General features: G+C 61.6%; 16 protein-coding genes. 2 read left to right on the top strand and 14 right to left on the bottom strand.

Annotation, left to right across the window (positions count from 1 at the left end):
• Window positions 1-20: 20 nt before the first annotated feature.
• From BSF40_RS07950 to BSF40_RS07895, 12 genes are all read right to left on the bottom strand, one after another.
• Window positions 21-1,955, bottom strand: a complete 1,935-nt coding sequence (locus BSF40_RS07950; protein WP_095964700.1) for a methyl-accepting chemotaxis protein — start codon at window positions 1,953-1,955, stop codon at window positions 21-23.
• 138 nt (window positions 1,956-2,093) lie between these two features.
• Window positions 2,094-3,383: an adenylosuccinate synthase gene (locus BSF40_RS07945; RefSeq protein ID WP_007973267.1), complete on the bottom strand. Its 1,290-nt coding sequence runs from the start codon at window positions 3,381-3,383 to the stop codon at window positions 2,094-2,096.
• A gap of 54 nt (window positions 3,384-3,437) precedes the next feature.
• Window positions 3,438-4,625: an ATP phosphoribosyltransferase regulatory subunit gene (locus BSF40_RS07940; protein WP_007973265.1), complete on the bottom strand. Its 1,188-nt coding sequence runs from the start codon at window positions 4,623-4,625 to the stop codon at window positions 3,438-3,440.
• Window positions 4,626-4,937: 312 nt separating this feature from the next.
• Window positions 4,938-5,807: a protease modulator HflC gene (gene hflC / locus BSF40_RS07935; protein ID WP_007973264.1), complete on the bottom strand. Its 870-nt coding sequence runs from the start codon at window positions 5,805-5,807 to the stop codon at window positions 4,938-4,940.
• Window positions 5,807-6,982: an FtsH protease activity modulator HflK gene (gene hflK, locus BSF40_RS07930; RefSeq protein WP_007973262.1), complete on the bottom strand. Its 1,176-nt coding sequence runs from the start codon at window positions 6,980-6,982 to the stop codon at window positions 5,807-5,809. Before hflK ends, hflC begins: the two co-directional genes overlap by 1 nt.
• A gap of 96 nt (window positions 6,983-7,078) precedes the next feature.
• Window positions 7,079-8,380, bottom strand: a complete 1,302-nt coding sequence (gene hflX / locus BSF40_RS07925; protein WP_095964699.1) for a ribosome rescue GTPase HflX — start codon at window positions 8,378-8,380, stop codon at window positions 7,079-7,081.
• Between the two features lie 12 nt (window positions 8,381-8,392).
• The gene (gene hfq / locus BSF40_RS07920; RefSeq protein WP_003221112.1) at window positions 8,393-8,653 is read right to left on the bottom strand and encodes an RNA chaperone Hfq; all 261 of its coding nucleotides are present in this window, start codon (window positions 8,651-8,653) and stop codon (window positions 8,393-8,395) included.
• A 93-nt stretch (window positions 8,654-8,746) separates the two neighbouring features.
• The gene (gene miaA / locus BSF40_RS07915) at window positions 8,747-9,718 is read right to left on the bottom strand and encodes a tRNA (adenosine(37)-N6)-dimethylallyltransferase MiaA (protein ID WP_095964698.1); all 972 of its coding nucleotides are present in this window, start codon (window positions 9,716-9,718) and stop codon (window positions 8,747-8,749) included.
• Window positions 9,718-11,628, bottom strand: a complete 1,911-nt coding sequence (gene mutL / locus BSF40_RS07910; RefSeq protein ID WP_095964697.1) for a DNA mismatch repair endonuclease MutL — start codon at window positions 11,626-11,628, stop codon at window positions 9,718-9,720. The genes miaA and mutL overlap by 1 nt, the downstream gene beginning before the upstream one ends.
• The gene (locus BSF40_RS07905; RefSeq protein WP_095964696.1) at window positions 11,625-13,055 is read right to left on the bottom strand and encodes an N-acetylmuramoyl-L-alanine amidase; all 1,431 of its coding nucleotides are present in this window, start codon (window positions 13,053-13,055) and stop codon (window positions 11,625-11,627) included. Before BSF40_RS07905 ends, mutL begins: the two co-directional genes overlap by 4 nt.
• Window positions 13,056-13,526 (bottom strand): tRNA (adenosine(37)-N6)-threonylcarbamoyltransferase complex ATPase subunit type 1 TsaE, encoded by a 471-nt coding sequence (gene tsaE / locus BSF40_RS07900; RefSeq protein ID WP_095964695.1) that lies wholly within the window; start codon window positions 13,524-13,526, stop codon window positions 13,056-13,058.
• The gene (locus tag BSF40_RS07895; protein ID WP_095964694.1) at window positions 13,514-15,013 is read right to left on the bottom strand and encodes an NAD(P)H-hydrate dehydratase; all 1,500 of its coding nucleotides are present in this window, start codon (window positions 15,011-15,013) and stop codon (window positions 13,514-13,516) included. The genes tsaE and BSF40_RS07895 overlap by 13 nt, the downstream gene beginning before the upstream one ends.
• A gap of 63 nt (window positions 15,014-15,076) precedes the next feature.
• Between BSF40_RS07895 and queG the strand changes: the two genes are divergently transcribed.
• Window positions 15,077-16,141 (top strand): tRNA epoxyqueuosine(34) reductase QueG, encoded by a 1,065-nt coding sequence (gene queG, locus BSF40_RS07890; protein ID WP_095964693.1) that lies wholly within the window; start codon window positions 15,077-15,079, stop codon window positions 16,139-16,141.
• A 24-nt stretch (window positions 16,142-16,165) separates the two neighbouring features.
• Here the strand turns inward: queG and BSF40_RS07885 are convergent, their stop codons facing one another.
• Both BSF40_RS07885 and orn read right to left on the bottom strand, forming a co-directional pair.
• Window positions 16,166-16,777, bottom strand: coding sequence for a trimeric intracellular cation channel family protein (locus tag BSF40_RS07885; protein WP_007973246.1), 612 nt, complete (start codon window positions 16,775-16,777; stop codon window positions 16,166-16,168).
• A gap of 96 nt (window positions 16,778-16,873) precedes the next feature.
• Window positions 16,874-17,416 carry an oligoribonuclease gene (orn, locus tag BSF40_RS07880; RefSeq protein ID WP_008048058.1) on the bottom strand — a complete coding sequence of 181 codons (543 nt, stop codon included), beginning with the start codon at window positions 17,414-17,416 and terminating at the stop codon, window positions 16,874-16,876.
• A 106-nt stretch (window positions 17,417-17,522) separates the two neighbouring features.
• Between orn and rsgA the strand changes: the two genes are divergently transcribed.
• Window positions 17,523-18,554, top strand: a complete 1,032-nt coding sequence (gene rsgA, locus BSF40_RS07875; protein WP_007978809.1) for a small ribosomal subunit biogenesis GTPase RsgA — start codon at window positions 17,523-17,525, stop codon at window positions 18,552-18,554.
• Window positions 18,555-18,699: the final 145 nt, after the last annotated feature.

Below are 18,699 nucleotides of genomic sequence, written 5' to 3'. Positions count from 1 at the left end.
GGGCCGGCACCAACAACCAATCAAGCCCTGAACTGCCCCAGGCTCGCCTTCAACTGCGCCGCCAACCCATCCAGCACCTTGCCGCTGGCCGTGGTTTCCACCACCGCCTGAGCCGCTTTCTCAGCCTGGGCATGAATGGTCTGGACCCGCCCTCGCACCGCTTGCGCTCCTTGCGCCTGATGCGCCGCGGCCTGGGTCGCCAGACCGATCGCCGCATGCACCTGCTCAACCGACGCCTGCACCGACTGCTGCAACCGTGCACTGTCACGCAGCACCACCAAACCTTCGTTGGCCTGGCGTCCGGCCTGACCGATTGCCGCGACCGCCTCGCGCGCGCCCTGCTGCAATGCCACGATATGCGCCTGGATATCGCCAGTGGAGCTCTGCGTCTTGCTCGCCAGTGCCCGCACCTCATCTGCCACCACCGCAAACCCACGCCCGGTCTCGCCGGCACGCGCCGCTTCAATAGCCGCGTTCAGCGCCAGCAGGTTGGTCTGCTCGGCGATGCCGTGAATCACCGTCAACACCACTTCAATCTGCTGGCTTTGCTGCGCCAGGCGCTCGATCACCTGGGCGCCGGTATTGACCTGCCCCGCCAGTTCCTCGATCAGGCTGCCGACTTTCGCCGAGGTCCGGGTGTTTTCATCGGTGGCCTGACGAATCTCCACCACCTGTTTCAGCGCCGCCTGCATGGCGTGGCTTTCCGACTGCGCCTCATCCGCCATTTGCGACAGGGCACGCAAACTCTCCGCCACTTCGTCACGCTGCATGCCAGCCGCTGCGTCCGCACCCGCGTTGCGCAGGGTCATGGCACCAATCTCGACGCCGGTACGCTGAGCCACATCGCCCGCCTCGCGCACGATCGGCTGCAACTTATCCACAAAGCGATTGACCGCCGAGGCCATGTCGCCGATTTCGTCCTTGCTGTTGATCTGCACACGCTTGGTCAGGTCGCCCTCACCCGCTGCCAGGTCATCCATGGCAACGATCAGCATCTTCAGGCGATTGACCACTCGACGACCGAGCACCACCGCCAGCAACAGCAGGACACCAAAACCCACGACGGCCAGACACACGCCGATGCGCCAGCGCAATGTTGCAGCGGCTTCCTGTACCGTGCTGGTGGTGTTGGCTTTCATTTCAGCCGCGGTGGACTGCGCCGACTGCAGACGCGCGCGCATCGCCGTTGCACTGTCGGCAGCCGCGCCTTTGAGGCTGTCGCCGACCAGTTGGTCGCTGCTGGCGATCAAGGCCGAGAAGCGCTTGTCGAGGGCCGCAAGGTCCGTCTCCACGGAAGCCGTCGAGACCCCCATCAGGACCTTGCCGATTTCCACGCCATTGGGGTTGATCGAGGCCTCGATGTAGAAGACCGAAGGATCGTTCTTCGCCGCATCCAGCACCTTGTCGAGCGCCCGCTCGCCCTGGCCTTTTTCCAGCAGTGCCTTGTTGATCGGGTTTTCCCGGTTGAGGTAGCGCGTCAGGTGCTGACCGGTAGCGTCGTCATACACCACGAACAGCACATTGGGATTGCGCTGGGCCCGGCGGGCGAATTCAGACAGTGTCGGAATGTCGTTGTCCCACATGGCGCGGGGCGCGACCGAAGCCAGAAGCTGCGCCATATCGTTGGCGGAGTCCTTCAGGTCCTTTTCCAGGGTCGAACGCAATTGCGCCTGCTCTTCCTCAAGACGCGAGGACAAACCGGCCGTGAGGCGCTGACGTGTACTGGTAGAAAGGCTGTCCAGACTGGACGTGACTTCACGCCCGGCCTGCTCGAGCTCGGCGGAAAGTTTTTGACTGTCCGCGCCCAGGCGCGTGCCCAGATCGGCTTCGAGCGCGGTCACCGTGCTCCGGGTCAGAGCAACAGCCACCAGCACCTGCACCAAAAGGGCGATACCCAGGGTAACGAACACAGGCCGCAACAAACGGCTTTGTAACAGTGAGAGAACGGCCGACACTGTGAATCCCTCTACTTGGACGCCATTATTTTGATGGCATTCTTTTGAGGATATTTACAGCAAAGGTCATGCCGTCCTGCAGACAAATACGACAAAGGCCCCGATTAAGGAGCCTTTGTGTTTTACATCAACGACTTATCAAGCAAACGGATGACGCAGAACGATGGTTTCGTTGCGGTCCGGGCCCGTCGAAATAATGTCGATCGGTGCACCGATCAACTCTTCAACACGCTTGATGTAAGCACGGGCGTTAGCTGGCAGCTCTTCCAGGGTTTTGGCACCCACGGTCGACTCGGTCCAGCCCGGCACTTCTTCGTACACAGGCTGCAGGCCCACGTAGCTGTCAGCATCAGTCGGGGCAACGGCCTTGCCTTCTGCGTCTTTGTAGCCGACGCAGATGTTGATGGTTTCCAGACCGTCGAGCACGTCCAGCTTGGTCAGGCAGATGCCCGAGATGCTGTTCACATCGATAGCGCGGCGCAGGATAACAGCGTCAAACCAGCCGCAACGACGAGCACGGCCGGTAGTCGCGCCGAACTCGTGACCTTGTTTGGCCAGGTGCGCACCGACTTCGTCGAACAGCTCCGTCGGGAATGGACCCGAACCTACACGCGTGGTGTAAGCCTTGGTGATGCCCAGGATGTAGTCCAGGAACATAGGGCCGACACCCGAACCGGTAGCAACGCCGCCAGCGGTGGTGTTGGAGCTGGTCACGTACGGGTAGGTACCGTGGTCGATGTCCAGCAGGGAGCCTTGGGCGCCCTCGAACATGATGTCTTTGCCAGCGCGACGCAGGTCGTGCAGCTCGGCAGTCACATCCAGCATCAGCGGCTTGAGCAGCTCAGCGTATTCCTTGCACTCGGCCAGGGTCTTGTCGAAGTCGATGGCCGGCTCTTTGTAGTAACCCACCAGCATGAAGTTGTGGTAATCCACCAGTTCACGCAGCTTGTCTTCAAAGCGCGGCATGTTGAGCAGGTCGCCCACACGCAGGCCACGACGTGCAACCTTGTCTTCGTAGGCCGGGCCGATGCCGCGACCGGTGGTACCGATCTTCAGCTCGCCACGGGCCTTTTCACGCGCCTGGTCCAGCGCAACGTGGAAGGACAGGATCAGCGGGCAGGACGGGCTGATACGCAGGCGCTCGCGCACCGGCACACCTTTTTCTTCCAGCTTGGTGATCTCGCGCAGCAGGGCGTCAGGTGCTACCACCACGCCGTTGCCGATCAGGCACTGTACGCCTTCGCGCAGCACGCCCGACGGAATCAGGTGCAAGACGGTTTTTTCGCCATCGATCACCAGAGTGTGGCCCGCGTTGTGGCCACCCTGGTAGCGCACTACGGCGGCAGCATGTTCGGTCAGCAGATCAACGATCTTGCCTTTGCCCTCATCACCCCATTGGGTGCCCAGGACTACGACATTCTTACCCATAACACTTGTCCTCATTCGCGCAAACTTGGTGCCGGCGGCAGCCGGCAGGAAAACTCAAGAAGCCAGTGGCGATACTTGCCAAAGCCCGTTCTGCTGAATCAATTGCCGGTCGCAGTCCGCTTCACGGGCGGCGGCCAAAGGTTGTCCAGGCAAGGCCTGAACGACACGCTGACCCTCACTGCGCAACTGGCAAACCTGCTGCCAGAGTGCCGCATCCGTACTGTCAGGCATCCAGATACCGCCAGACGGTAGCTCGATCTCAGCACGCCCCAGGGTCACCAGGGTTTTCAAATCGGTGGAAAAACCGGTCGCCGGACGGGCACGACCGAAGTCGGCGCCGATGTCGTCGTAACGACCGCCCTGGGCAATGGACTGGCCAACACCCGGGACGAACACGGCGAACACCACACCGGTGTGGTAGTGGTAGCCACGCAGCTCGCCCAGGTCGAAATACAGCGGCAGCTCAGGGAACCGCACGGACAGCCGCTCGGCAATTGCCAGCAGGTCGTCCAGGGCCGCCAGAACCGGGGCAGGCGCCTTGGCCAGACGCTCGCGGGCCGCAGCCAGCACTTCACGACCGCCACACAGGTCGACCAACGCCCGCAGCATGCCCGACAGATCGGCAGGCAAACCTTCGGTCAAGGTAATGACCTCATCGATGGCCTTGCGTTGCAAGGCATCGAACAACTGCTGCTCGACTTCACCGGACAAACCGGCCGCGCGGGCCAGGCCGCGATAGATGCCGACATGACCGAGGTCCATGTGCACATCCGGCACATCGGCCAGTTGCAGCATGGCCAGCATCAGGCTGATGACTTCGACGTCGCTGCTCGGGCTGCCGTCGCCGTACAACTCGGCACCCAGCTGAATCGGGCTGCGCGAGGACGACAAGGCACGCGGCTGGGCATGCAGCACGCTGCCGGCATAGCACAGGCGGCTCGGACCTTCGCGACGCAGGGTGTGCGCATCGATGCGCGCCACTTGCGGCGTGATGTCGGCACGGAAACCCATCTGGCGGCCCGATTGCGGGTCGATGACCTTGAAGGTGCGCAGATCCAGGTCCTGGCCCGCGCCGGTCAGCAGGGATTCCAGGTACTCGATATGGGGAGTCACGACAAACTCGTAACCCCAGCTCTGGAACAGATCCAACACCTGACGACGCGCGACTTCAATACGCGCAGCTTCCGGTGGCAGTACTTCTTCGATGCCATCTGGCAGAAGCCAGCGGTCTACCGTTGCCATTACGCCTTCCCCTATCTCCGGGCGACCAGCCTGTCGGCGAGCCTTGAGTGAAGCAGAAAATGATCGGCTTGCGCACAAACCACGCGCATGAGCGACGGAGCGAAAAGCCCTTCTACCGGCTTCGCCAACCACTTTCCTCGAAAAACTGTCGAGCCAATCGGCCCGGCATCTGCTTTAAAACAGCAATCAAACATGCAGACGCAAAAAAGCCGGGAATTTCCCGGCTGCCGCATCATACACACGTTTTCCCAAAGGATCACCCCGCCAGAGGTTTTAGCCGCCCGGCGGGGGATAAATCAGGTCAACGTCGTATCAAGGCTTGGCTTTTTCCAGGTAGTGGAAGAAGTCGCTGCTTGGGTCGAGGACCATGACGTCGGATTTGTTCGCGAAGCTTTCACGGTAGGCACGCAGGCTACGGTAGAACGCGTAGAACTCCTGATCCTGACCGTAGGCCTTGGAGTAGATCGCAGCGGCCTGGGCATCGCCGTCACCGCGAACCTCTTCGGACTCACGATAGGCTTCAGCCAGCAGCACGCGGCGTTGACGATCGGCGTCGGCACGGATGCCTTCGGCCAGCTCGTTACCCTTGGCGCGGTGCTCGCGAGCTTCACGCTCACGCTCGGTGCTCATACGTTCGAACACGCTGCGGTTCACTTCTTTCGGCAGGTCGATGGTCTTGACCCGTACATCGACCACTTCGATGCCCAGTTCCTTTTCAGCCATCTTGTTCAACGAAGCAGTAATGTCCGCCATCAACGCATCGCGCTCACCGGAGACCACTTCGTGCAAGGTGCGCTTACCGAACTGGTCACGCAGGCCCGATTCCAGACGACGGGACAGACGCTCGTCGGCGATCTGCTTGAGGCCGGAAGTCGCGGTGTAGTAACGCTCTGCGTCCTTCACGCGCCATTTGGCGTAGGCATCGACCATCACGGCTTTCTTTTCCAGCGTCAGGAAGCGTTGCGTCGGTGCATCCAGCGTCATCAGGCGTGCGTCGAATTTACGCACCTGGTTAACGTAAGGCACTTTCACATGCAGGCCTGGCTGAACATCGGTCTGGACCACGCGACCGAACTGCAGCAACACCGCACGCTCGGTCTGAGCCACGATGTAGAAGCAGTTCCAGGCAGCGATCGCCACGACGACGCCGACAATAAGGGCGATCAGCGATTTATTGCTCATCAGCGACTCTCCCTGGTACGTGCTTGCTGTTGCTGCAGATCAGCTGCCGCACGTGCATTCGCTTCATTGCTGGTGGCTGCCGCACTGGTCACCGGAGTGCCGGTGTTGCGACCACTTTCGACCATCTTGTCCAGCGGCAGGTACAGCAGGTTGCTCTGGCCGTTCTTGTTGCCGGTCACGAGCACCTTGCTGGTGTTGCTGAAGACTTCCTGCATGGTGTCCAGGTACAGACGCTGGCGGGTGACTTCAGGCGCCTTGCGATACTCGGCAACCAGCTTGGTGAAGCGATCGGCCTCACCCTTGGCGCGCGAGACGGTCTCGTCACGGTAACCATTGGCATCCTCAAGGATGCGCTGGGCCTGACCACGGGCTTCCGGCACGACGCCGTTGGCATAGGTTTCGGCCTGGTTGCGCGAACGCTGCTCGTCTTCCCGGGCACGGATCACGTCATCGAAGGCTTCCTGGACTTCGCGCGGTGCCGCTGCGCTCTGAACGTTGACCTGGGTAACGGTGATACCGGTGCGATAGGTGTCCATGAAGCGTTGCAGACGCTCCTTGATCTCGCTGGCCATCAACTCACGACCTTCGGTCAGTACCTGGTCCATTGCGGTGGAACCCACCACATGGCGCAAGGCGCTGTCGGTCGCGTGCTGCAGGCTGATTTCCGGCTGATCGACGCTCAGCACGAAATCCTGCAGGTTGCTGATCTTGTACTGCACGGTCAGCGGCACTTCGACGATGTTCTCGTCTTCGGTCAGCATCTGGCCCTGCTTGGTGTAGGCACGCTCACGCGTGACGTTTTCCATGTACTTCTTGTCAATCGGCGGGAAATAGATATTCAGGCCCGGCCCCACGGTTTCGTAGTACTTGCCGAAGCGCAGCACCACGGCCTGCTCCTGCTCGTCGACGACATAAACCGCGCTGTACAGCCAAACGGCGGCCAACACGACCAGGCCGATGCCGAGCAGGCCGCCAAAGCCGCCACTCTTGCCCGGACCACCGCCGTCGTCGCCACCACGTTTTTTACCACCACCGAACAAACCGTTCAGGCTTTCCTGCAGCTTTCGGAAGGCCTCGTCGAGATCCGGTGGCCCCTTGCGGTCGCCGTTGTTACGACGCTTGCCACCCCAAGGATCCTGATTATTCGAGTTGCCACCCGGCTCATTCCAAGCCATAGCGCTCTCCATCTGATAAAGCAAAGACGCACCCACGGCGCGCCGACCAATGCTACAGAATGCCTGTCACCACGGCACAACCGCTTTCTCAGGCTTTTATTGCAAAGTGTGTTGCTCGATAAACTCCGTCGGCACAACGCCTTCACGGCTGACCAGTCGATTGAGCTCCGAGCGCGGCAATCGAACGGCCAGCAAGCTGACACCTTCTTCGTCGTATTCTTCTTTCTGTACCGCGCCCAGCTCGAAAAACTGTGCACGCAGACGCGCAAAACGCTGAGGCAAGCGCAAGGTACCGACAAACAATTCACTGCCCAGCAACTCGGCAATGGCTTGCTCAAGCAATTCCAGACCTGTGCCATCACGTGCCGAGAGCCAGACCCGTTGGGGCCTGCCGTTTTCGTCGCGCTGGATTTGTGGCTCAACGCCTTCAAGCAAATCGAGTTTGTTATAGACCTCGAGGATCGGCAAGTCCTGGGCACCAATCTCACCCAGCACCACCATCACCTGCTCGATCTGCAACATGCGATCCGGTTCGGCCGCATCGATCACGTGCAGCAACAGGTCGGAGTTGCTCGACTCTTCGAGCGTAGACCGAAATGCCTCGACCAGCTTGTGGGGCAAGTGGCGAATGAAACCCACAGTGTCGGCCAGGACAATCGGCCCCAGGTCGTCCAGTTCCAGACGGCGCAAGGTCGGGTCCAGCGTGGCAAACAACTGGTCAGCCGCGTACACGTCGGATTTCGTCACGTTATTGAAGAGCGTGGATTTACCGGCGTTGGTATAGCCCACCAGGGACACGGTAGGAATATCCGCACGGGAACGGCCGCGTCGCGACTGTTCACGCTGACTGCGCACTTTTTCCAGGCGGCCCTTGATCTGCCGCAGGCGAACCCGGAGCAGACGACGGTCGGTTTCCAGCTGGGTTTCACCCGGGCCACGCATGCCGATACCGCCAGCCTGGCGCTCAAGGTGGGTCCAGCCACGAACCAGCCGGGTGCTCATGTGGTCAAGCTGGGCCAGTTCTACCTGGAGCTTGCCTTCATGGGTGCGGGCGCGTTGCGCGAAAATATCGAGAATCAGACCGGTGCGGTCGATCACGCGACACTCGAAGACCCGTTCGAGGTTACGTTCCTGACTGGGTGTGAGGACGTGATTGAAGATGACCAGGTCTGCTTCTTCGGCATGGACCAGATCGCGTAGCTCCTCGACCTTGCCACTGCCAATCAGAAATTTGGCGGTTGGCCGATGACGCGGCACGTTAAAAAACGCAACGGTCTCGGCGCCGGCCGAATTAGCCAATTCCTGAAACTCCTGCGGATCTTCGCGCGCCTCAGGGTCCTGTCCATCCAAGTGAACGAGGATCACTCGCTCACCACCACCGTGGCGCTCAAAGAACAAAGGAGACTCCTATCAGGCGTTACCTGGCTCAGCGTCACCTGCATCGGATTCGGTTGCGCTAGGCAGACGAATTGGACGCACCGGTACCACTGTAGAGATAGCGTGCTTGTAGACCATCTGGCTTACGGTGTTTTTCAGCAGGATGACGAACTGGTCGAACGACTCGATCGTTCCTTGCAGTTTGATACCGTTGACCAGGTAGATGGACACCCCAACTTTCTCTTTACGTAAAGTATTCAAGTAAGGGTCTTGTAGCGAATGCCCTTTTGACATGTGCCGCACTCCTTTAAGGATTCAATATAAAAAATAGGTAAACAGATGGCTTTAGCCGCCACACCCCCAAGGATAGACGGCAATTGCAAGGACTCAGCTCAATATGGAGATGGTCCCCAGGTATTTCAAGGCGCGCGGCAGATTGTCGCAATCCAGACTGTCCAGCCAATGCAGGTCAGTCCAACTGCGCAGCCAGGTGAACTGGCGTTTCGCCAATTGGCGCGTGGCAATGATTCCACGCTCCTGCATCTCGGCTGACGTCAGCTTGCCATCCAGGTAGTCCCAGACTTGGCGGTAGCCTACTGCACGTATAGACGGCATCCCGGCATGCAGGTCACCTCTATTACGCAGGGCTACGACCTCGTCAATGAATCCCTGTTCCAACATTAAAGTGAATCTTTGTTTAATTCGCTCGTGCAGTACCTGGCGATTTGCCGGGGCAATAGCCAAGTTCGCGACAGTATAGGGCAATTGTTGCTGTCCCGAAGCGGCTGCTTCGGTACTTTGCGCAGATTGTTGCAAGCGTAGCGCAGTCATGCTCTGACCGCTTACCCGATAAACTTCCAGTGCTCGACTCAGACGCTGCGGATCGTTCGGATGAATACGCGCGGCAGAAACCGGGTCGATCACTGCCAACTGGTCGTGCAGGGCTTGCCAGCCAAGGCGTGCAGCCTCTTCTTCGATCTGGGCGCGCACGTGCGGATCGGCGGCCGGCATCTGCGCCAGGCCTTCAACCAAAGCCTTGTAATAGAGCATCGTGCCGCCTACCAGCAGCGGAATTTTTCCACGCGCGGTGATCTCGGCCATGGCTTGCAGGGCGTCACGGCGGAAATCCGCAGCCGAATAACTCTCGGCCGGGTCGAGAATATCGATCAGACGGTGCGGATATTGCGCCAGCAGCTCTTTGGATGGCTTGGCGGTGCCGATGTCCATGCCACGGTAGACCAGCGCCGAATCGACGCTGATCAACTCGCAAGGCAGGACCTTGGTGAGTTCGATGGCCAGGTCGGTCTTGCCGGCGGCGGTCGGGCCCATCAGGAAAATCGCAGGTGGGAGCTGGCTCATCAACGACCGCGCAAGAACAGTTTGTCCAGATCGTCCAGGCCCAGTTGGGTCCAGGTCGGTCGGCCATGGTTGCATTGACCGCTGCGTTCGGTGTTTTCCATGTCACGCAGCAGGGCATTCATTTCCGGCAGGGCCAGACGCCGGTTCGCCCGAACCGCACCGTGGCAGGCCATGGTCCCGAGCAACTCGTTCAGGTGCGCCTGAATGCGGTCGCTGGTGCCGAATTCCATCAGGTCAGCCAGGACGTCCGCGACCAGCCGGTTGGCTTCGGCCTGCTTGAGCAGTGCCGGGATCTGCCGGATGGCCAGGGTTTCCGGGCCCAGGCGCTGCAACTCAAAGCCCAGGCGCTGGAACCAGGCGACATGCTCCTCGGCGCAATCAGCTTCACGCTGACTGACGGCCAGGGACTCCGGCACCAGCAACGGCTGACCACTCAGGCCCTCGCTGGCCATCGCCACCTTCAGACGCTCATACATGATCCGCTCGTGGGCGGCGTGCATGTCCACCAGCACCAGGCCCTGGGCGTTTTCCGAAAGGATGTAGATGCCCTTGAGTTGTGCCAGCGCATAACCCAGCGGCGGGATGTCGTCCTGCCCGGCCGGTAGCGCGACGGCATTGGCCTCGGGCAGCGGCGCAAAAAACTCGCGGTAGGCGGCCTGCGCTTCAGCGACCGGAACACCGGACTGCGGACGTGGTGTGTACTGATATTGATAACCGGCGCCAGCACCCGAACCTGCCGGTGCATTGAACGACGGCTGGGCCTGAGGCTGTTCCAGCAGGGCATTGGCGGCCAGGCGCATTTCGCCCTGGGGCCCGAATTCACCGGCTTCGAGGCCGGTAGGCCGGACGATGGCCGTGGCAACCGGTGCAGCCAGATGATCATCGGGGCGCACATCGCCCAAGGCGCGGTGTAAGGTGCCGTAGAGGAAATCGTGAACCATGCGCCCTTCGCGGAAGCGCACTTCGTGCTTGGTCGGGTGCACGTTGACGTCGACGCCGGTCGGATCGACCTCGAAAAACAGCACGAAGGTCGGGTGCCGACCGTTGAACAGCACGTCGCGATAGGCCTGGCGTACCGCGTGGGCCACCAGCTTGTCGCGCACGGCACGGCCATTGACGAAGAAATACTGCAAGTCGGCCTGGCTGCGGTTGAAGGTCGGCAGGCCGACCCAGCCCCATAAATGCAGGCCGTTGCGCTCGATTTCGATCGGCAGGGCCTGCTCCAGGAAGCCCGGCCCGCAAATCGCCGCCACGCGCCGGGCACGGGCCGCATCATCATGGGCCTCATGCAGGCTGAGGATGGTTTTGCCGTTGTGGCGCAGATGGAACGCCACATCGAAGCGCGCCAGGGCCAGACGCCTGATGACTTCCTGCAGGTGATCGAATTCGGTTTTTTCGGTCTTGAGAAACTTGCGTCGTGCCGGCGTGTTGAAGAACAGGTCGCGCACTTCAACCGAGGTGCCCACCGGATGCGCCGCAGGCTGCACGCGGGGTGCCATGTCACGGCCTTCGGTCTCGACCTGCCAGGCCTGATCGGCGTCGCGGGTGCAGGAGGTCAGGGTCAGGCGCGCGACGGAGCTGATCGATGCCAGGGCCTCACCGCGAAAGCCCAGGCTCATGACCTGTTCGAGGTCTTCCAGGTTGCGGATCTTGCTGGTGGCGTGACGGGCCAGCGCCAGCGGCAGGTCATCGGCAGAAATGCCGCTACCGTCGTCGCGCACCCGCAGCAATTTGACGCCGCCCTGCTCCACATCGACGTCGATGCGCCTGGCACCGGAGTCGAGGCTGTTTTCCAGCAGTTCCTTGATCACCGAAGCCGGACGCTCGACCACCTCACCGGCGGCAATCTGGTTCGCCAGTCGCGGGCTGAGCAGCTCGATGCGAGCGCCGTTGTTCACGAGCTGATTCATTCTTTGGCCGCCAGCTCAGTGCCCGGAATGGTCAGGTGCTGACCGACCTTGAGCTCATCGTTCGACAGGTTGTTGGCACTGCGCAGGGCCGCGGGCGACACCTGATAACGCACGGCGATCATCGCCAGGGTCTCGCCCGGGTTGACGCGGTGGTCACGTGGCCCCTGCACAATCTTGCCGGAGTCGCGCAGCCAGGCAATGTAAGTGCCCGGCGGCGGGTTCTGCTGGAAGAACTGGCGCACGCCGCTGCTGATCGAGCGCGCCAGCGCCTGCTGGTGGCCAGACGCGGCCAGCTTCGAGGCTTCGTTGGCGTTGGAGATGAACCCGGTTTCCACCAGGATCGACGGAATATCCGGCGACTTCAGCACCATGAAACCGGCCTGTTCGACCCGCTGCTTGTGCAGAGGCGTAACCCGGCCAATGTTGCTCAGCACCTTCTGCCCAACGTTCAGGCTGGACGTCAGGGATGCCGTCATCGACAGGTCGAGCAGCACGCCGGCGAGCATGCGGTCCTTGTCATCGAGGCTGACGTTGCCCGCACCACCGATCAGGTCGGAACGGTTTTCGCTGTCAGCCAGCCAGCGGGCCGTCTCCGAGGTCGCACCACGATCGGACAGGGCAAACACCGAGGCACCGAAAGCGGCGGTAGAAGGCGCGGCGTCGGCGTGGATCGAGACGAACAGGTCGGCGCCTTTCTTGCGGGCAATTTCGGTACGGCCGCGCAAAGGAATGAAGTAATCGCCGGTACGGGTCAGTTCGGCACGGAAACCTTTCATGCCGTTGATCTGGCGTTGCAATTCGCGGGCGATCTGCAACACCACGTCTTTCTCACGCTGACCGCGAGAACCCGATGCGCCCGGGTCTTCGCCACCGTGTCCGGCGTCGATCACCACGATGATGTCGCGTTTGCCGGCCGGGGCCGGCGGCAGTTTGATTGCAGGCTCCACAGGCGTGACCGGGACGGCGGGCATCGTGGCCACAGTCGGTGTCGGCGCCGGAGGAGGCGCGGCATCCGCGGCGTTATCGAACAGATCGACCACCAAGCGGTTGCCGTACTGGGCGTTCGGCGCCAGGGAGAAGCTTTTTGGCGTCACCGCCTTTTTCAGGTCGATGACCACCCGCAGGTCGGTCGGCGTGCGCTGAGCCGAGCGCATGGCGGTAATCGGAGTATTCGATGTGTTGACGTTGAGTGGCGCACCGAGGGTCGCACCATTGATGTCGATGACCAGGCGATCCGGCGCGGTCAGGGTAAAGACGCTGTGTTGCACCGGGCCGGTCAGGTCAAACACCAGACGTGTGTTGTCCGGTGCCCGCCACAGACGAACACTGTTGACCTTCGAATCGGCCACAGCGTCGACGGTCACCGCCAGAAACAACACCCCTACGGCAGCAACCAACGCGCGAAAGCGCATACCTAACCCCATCATTTATTTGGATTCCAATGCCAAAGCGGCACACCAGGCCTTGCCACGCGAGCCCTGGGATAAAATTTTCAGCGAACGCCCGCTGTCTTGCGGGCTAATGGTAATGGTCAGGTCCGGCTTTGGCAAAAAGCCTGCACCTTTGTCGGGCCACTCGATCAGACACAGGGCATCGTCTTCGAAATAGTCGCGGATACCGAGGAACTCCAGCTCTTCCGGATCGACCAGACGGTACAAATCGAAATGGAAGGCGCGAATGTCGCCAATCTCGTAGGGCTCAACCAGGGTGAAGGTCGGACTTTTTACTGCCCCGACATGCCCCAGGCCGCGGATGATGCCTCGGGACAACGTAGTTTTGCCCATCCCCAGGTTGCCCTCGAGGAAGATCAGGCCATGGCCTTGGGTGATTCGGGCAATGCGTGCGCCAAAGTCGCTCATGGCCTGCTCATCGGCCAGGTACAGGGTTACTTCAGACACGGTGCTTGCTCCTCCAACAACTGACGAATGACTGGAATCAGATCACTGGCCGCCAGTCCACGGCCGAATTTTCCTAGCTGTTCGCCGGCATTGGCGTGCAGCCAGACCGCCAGGCAGGCCGCGTCGAAGGGCTCCATGCCCTGGGCCAGCAATGCGCCGAGCAAACCGGCCAGAACATCGCCTAATCCGGCAGTAGCCATCGCCGGATGGCCCTGATGACAGACGGCCAGCCGCCCGTCGGGACTGGCGATCAGGCTCCCGGCCCCCTTGAGCACCACGACCGCCGAATATTTCTTGCTCAATGCATGGGCCGCTGCCGGTCGGTCGGCTTGAACCTGCGCCGTGCTCATTCCGAGCAACCGCGCCGCTTCGCCCGGATGCGGGGTGATCACGCAATCCCTGGGCAAACTCACACGTTCCTCGGCCAGCAGGTTCAGCGCATCGGCGTCCCAGACTTGCGGCAACGCTGCGTTAGCGGCGGCCGACAACAAGCTGCGCCCCCAACCCGCTTGCCCCAGCCCCGGACCGACAACCAACACGGAAACCTTTTGCAGCAAATCCATCAGCTGATTGGCCGAGGAAGTGCCCAGCACCATCGCCTCGGGGATCCGCGCCAGTGCGGCCGCGACATGTTCGCTGCGGGTCGCCACCGACACCATGCCCGCACCGCTGCGCAGCGCACTTTGCGCGCTCAGTAGAATCGCGCCACCCAACCCGCGATCGCCACCGATCAGCAACACATGGCCGAATCTGCCTTTGTGGGAAGCCGGTGCCCGCGCTGCTGGACGCGGCAGATTAGCTGCGGTCAGGCGACGGGCGGTGAAAGCAGCGCCTTCTATCAACCGGGGGTCTGCGTGCAAGTCGTTGAACAGCAGTTCGCCGACCACATCCGCCGCCTCGCCGGTGAACAATCCCAATTTCAAGCCGATGAAGGTCACGGTCAGGTCGGCCTGCACCGCCACGCCGAGGACACGACCGGTATCGGCGCACAGTCCTGAAGGAATATCCACCGCCGCAACCGGCAGCCCGCTCACATTGATCGCGGTGATGGCGCTGGCATACGGCTCACGCACCTCACCGCTCAGTCCGGTGCCAAGCAAAGCATCCAGGACGATGCCGCGCAATCCGGATTGTGCGGTCCAGGGCTCGATGAGCACTTTTTCAGATACCGCCTCGGCATGTGCCAAGGCCGCGTCCCCCTGCAGGCGCTGCGGATCTCCCACCGCCAATACCCGGACAGACCAGCCTGCGCGCAGGGCCAACACGGCCACCAGATACCCGTCCCCGGCGTTGTTGCCATGGCCGGTGAGTACACTCAGTTCATTCGCTGTCGGCCATTGCCGCACCAGCGCCCGCCATGTCGCCCGCGCCGCGCGCTGCATCAATTCGAAACCCGGTGTACCGGCGGCGATCAGGCTCGCATCGAGCGCTCGCACTTGCGCGGCACTGTACAGCGCGTCGGGTAATTCATCTTTAGTGTGCGGCATGCGTCTTCGGGCTCCGATGTCTGGCAGAATTATACGCACCTCAGCTCCGGTTTCTCTCGCCTCATGCCTGCTATTACCACAGACCTGCCTGCCCTCGCCCAATCCATCAAGGACTGGGGCCGCGAGCTGGGCTTTCAACAAGTCGGCATCAGCGGCCTCGACCTGGGCGAGCACGAGCACCACCTGGAGCGCTGGCTCGCCGCCGGCTACCACGGCGAAATGGACTACATGGGCGCCCACGGCAGCAAACGCTCACACCCGGAGGAGCTGGTGCCCGGCACTTTGCGCGTGGTTTCGCTGCGCATGGACTACCTGGCGGGCGACACCCACATGGCGAAAATGCTCGCCCAGCCGGAAAAAGCCTACGTCTCGCGTTATGCCCTGGGTCGTGATTACCACAAATTGATCCGCAAGCGCGTACAACAACTGGCGGACAAGATTCAGGCAGAAATCGGCCCGTTTGGTTTCCGTGCCTTTGTCGACAGCGCACCAGTGCTGGAAAAAGCCATCGCCGAACAGGCCGGCCTGGGCTGGATTGGCAAAAACACCCTGGTGTTGAATCGCAAGGCAGGCAGTTATTTCTTCCTCGCCGAGCTGTTCGTTGACTTGCCGCTGCCGGTAGACCCACCCCACGCCACCGAACACTGCGGTCGGTGCAGTGCCTGCCTCGACATCTGTCCGACCCATGCTTTCGTCGGCCCTTATGTGCTGGATGCCCGGCGCTGCATTTCCTACCTGACCATCGAACTCAAAGGCGCGATCCCGCAAGACCTGCGGCCGCTGATCGGCAATCGGGTGTTCGGTTGCGATGATTGCCAGATTGTCTGCCCCTGGAACCGCTTCGCCCGCCCGTCCGGTGAAAGCGACTTCAAGCCGCGGCACAACCTGGATAACGCCGGACTGGCGGAACTGTTCATGTGGGATGAGGAGAAATTCCTGAGCAGCACCGAAGGCTCGCCGCTGCGTCGGACCGGTTACGAAAACTGGTTGCGCAACCTGGCGATAGGCCTGGGCAATGCGCCTTCGACGATCCCGGTGCTGGAGGCGTTGAAAGCGCGGCGCGAGCATCCGTCCGAACTGGTCCGCGAACACGTCGAGTGGGCCCTGAAACAACACGGCCTCGTGTAGGAGCTGCCGCAGGGGATCGGGGCTTCAAGCCTCGTCGTTGTAGACGAACTTGGGCATTTCCCAGTGGAAACGGATCGCCAACAAGCGCAACAGGAATCCGCCGAACAGGGTGATCAGAATCGCCTGCTCCCCAGGCAAGTTCAGGTACAGACAGAGCATGTAGCACCACGCCGCCGCAAACGAGACGCTGGCATACAGCTCACGCCGGAAGATCAGCGGAATATCGTTGCAGAAAATGTCCCGCAGGATGCCGCCAAATACTCCGGTGATCACGCCGCTGACCGACGCGACCAACATGCCATGGCCCATTTCCAGGGCGGTGATGCAGCCGATCAGGGTGAAGGCCACCAGCCCCATGGCATCGAGCACCAGAAACAGTGAGCGCAAATGCCGCATCCAGCGTGCCGTGAACACGGTAATCATCGCCGCAGCCGTGGTCAGCACCAGGTATTCCGGATGTTTGACCCACGTCAGCGGGTAATGCCCGAGTAGCACATCGCGCACCGAACCGCCCCCCAGTGCCGTGACGCAAGCGATCAGCACCACGCCAAACCAGTCCATGCCACGACGCCCGGCAGACAGGGCGCCGGTCATGGCTTCGGCGGTGATGGCGATCAGGTAGAGCATCAGCAACATGGTGGCGGTCCTTGCGAAAAGGCGCGCAGTCTACTCAATTCACCAAAGCCCACAACCCCCTGTAGGGGCTGCCGCAGCCCCTACAGGGGAGCCCGATCAGAATTTGATGAAGTGCTTGCGGTAGTGCTGCAACTCGGCAATGGATTCGCGGATGTCGTCCAGCGCCAGGTGGGTGCTGCCCTTCTTGAAGCTGTCACGCACGTCCGGTGCCCAGCGCGCCGCCAGCTCTTTGAGCGTGGACACGTCGAGGTTGCGGTAGTGGAAATAGCTTTCCAGGGATTTCATGTGGGTATAAAGGAAGCGACGGTCCTGGCAGATGCTGTTGCCGCAGATCGGCGATTTGCCCTTCGGCACCCACTGCTCCAGGAAGGCAATGGTTTCGGCTTCGGCTTCGGCCATGCTGATACGGCTATCGCGAACCCGCTGGGTCAGCCCGGAACCACCATGCTGACGGGTGTTCCACTCGTCCATGCCGGCGAGGATTTCGTCGCTGTGGTGAATGGCGATCACCGGGCCTTCGGCCAGGGTGTTCAGGTCACTGTCGGTGACGATGGTGGCCATTTCGATGATGACGTCGGTATCAGGGTTCAGACCGGTCATTTCCAAGTCGATCCAGATCAGGTTCTGCGGATTTTGCATGTTCGGCTCCTAAGCAATGCTGCGCAGTTTAGCCTAGGCCGGTGGCCGGGCGTGCTAAACTCGCGGCCGTTTTACCTAATCGCTGCATTCTTTATACGGAACACCCATGGCCAAACGCCAACTCAATCGCCGCCAAAACTGGCGCATCGAAAAGATTCAGGGCGAACGCGCTGCCCGCGCCGCCAAACGCGAGTCCTCGGCTGTCGAGGCACTTGAGGGCGGCGATCTGGGCCCGGAACAGCACGGTCTGGTGATCGCGCACTTCGGTGTGCAGGTCGAGGTCGAGGCCCGCGATGGCGAGCTCGCCGGCCAGGTGTTCCGTTGCCACCTGCGCGCGAACCTGCCGGCGCTGGTGACCGGCGATCAGGTGGTGTGGCGCGCCGGCAACCAGGGCATCGGTGTGATCGTGGCGCAACTGCCGCGCAACACCGAGCTGTGCCGCCCGGACAGCCGTGGTCAGCTCAAGCCGGTGGCGGCCAACGTCGACATGATCGTCATCGTGTTTGCACCGCTGCCCGAGCCCCACGCCAACCTGATCGACCGCTACCTGGTGGCGGCCGAACATGCGGGCATCAAGCCGCTGCTGCTGCTGAACAAGTTCGACCTGATCGACGAAAACAACGCCCCTGCGCTGAATGCCTTGCTCGCCGTATACCGCACCCTCGGCTACCCGGTGCTGGAAGTGTCGGCGCATCACGGTAACGGTATGGAGCAGTTGCAGACGCAACTGGACGGACGCATCAGCGTGTTCGTCGGCCAGTCCGGTGTCGGCAAGTCGTCGCTGGTCAACAGCCTGCTGCCGGATGTCGAGACCCGCGTCGGCCCGCTGTCCGAGCTATCCGGCCAGGGCACCCACACCACCACGACCGCGCGGTTGTTCCACTTCCCCGGCGGCGGTGAGTTGATCGACTCCCCGGGTATCCGCGAATTCGGCCTGGGCCACGTCAGCCGTGCCGACGTCGAAGCCGGCTTCATCGAGTTCAACGACCTGCTGGGCACCTGCCGCTTCCGCGACTGCAAGCATGACCGCGAACCCGGTTGCGCCCTGCTCAAGGCCCTTGAAGATGGCCGCGTGCAGCAGCAACGGATGAACAGCTACCGCTCGATCATCGCCAGCCTGCCGGAAAACGGCTACTAAACAGACGTGCCGACCGCCCGGCTTTACGCGGGGTGGTCGGCGGCTGGATCTTCCCCCGCCTAAACATCAGACCTTTCTGTAAGACGTGCGCACGCTCGCTTGTAGGGCATTTCTCTTTCCGCGCCGGTCTCTTGTCGCCGCCCTG

The organism is Pseudomonas sp. ACN5 (assembly GCF_002303975.1).
Classification (GTDB): Bacteria; Pseudomonadota; Gammaproteobacteria; order Pseudomonadales; family Pseudomonadaceae; genus Aquipseudomonas; species Aquipseudomonas laurylsulfatiphila.
The sequence above is the reverse complement of the archived record's forward strand: the minus strand, read 5'-3'. Positions and strand labels throughout refer to the sequence as shown.

Coding starts and splice junctions, on each gene's coding strand:
- miaA (WP_095964698.1), bottom strand. CDS start 9,718: ATGAGCCAGCTCCCACCTGCGATTTTCCTGATGGGCCCGACCGCCGCC.
- BSF40_RS07885 (WP_007973246.1), bottom strand. CDS start 16,777: ATGTTGCTGATGCTCTACCTGATCGCCATCACCGCCGAAGCCATGACC.
- orn (WP_008048058.1), bottom strand. CDS start 17,416: ATGCAAAATCCGCAGAACCTGATCTGGATCGACTTGGAAATGACCGGT.
- BSF40_RS07945 (WP_007973267.1), bottom strand. CDS start 3,383: ATGGGTAAGAATGTCGTAGTCCTGGGCACCCAATGGGGTGATGAGGGC.
- BSF40_RS07895 (WP_095964694.1), bottom strand. CDS start 15,013: ATGCCGCACACTAAAGATGAATTACCCGACGCGCTGTACAGTGCCGCG.
- hflC (WP_007973264.1), bottom strand. CDS start 5,807: ATGAGCAATAAATCGCTGATCGCCCTTATTGTCGGCGTCGTCGTGGCG.
- hfq (WP_003221112.1), bottom strand. CDS start 8,653: ATGTCAAAAGGGCATTCGCTACAAGACCCTTACTTGAATACTTTACGT.
- rsgA (WP_007978809.1), top strand. CDS start 17,523: ATGGCCAAACGCCAACTCAATCGCCGCCAAAACTGGCGCATCGAAAAG.
- BSF40_RS07905 (WP_095964696.1), bottom strand. CDS start 13,055: ATGATGGGGTTAGGTATGCGCTTTCGCGCGTTGGTTGCTGCCGTAGGG.
- queG (WP_095964693.1), top strand. CDS start 15,077: ATGCCTGCTATTACCACAGACCTGCCTGCCCTCGCCCAATCCATCAAG.
- hflK (WP_007973262.1), bottom strand. CDS start 6,982: ATGGCTTGGAATGAGCCGGGTGGCAACTCGAATAATCAGGATCCTTGG.
- mutL (WP_095964697.1), bottom strand. CDS start 11,628: ATGAATCAGCTCGTGAACAACGGCGCTCGCATCGAGCTGCTCAGCCCG.
- BSF40_RS07940 (WP_007973265.1), bottom strand. CDS start 4,625: ATGGCAACGGTAGACCGCTGGCTTCTGCCAGATGGCATCGAAGAAGTA.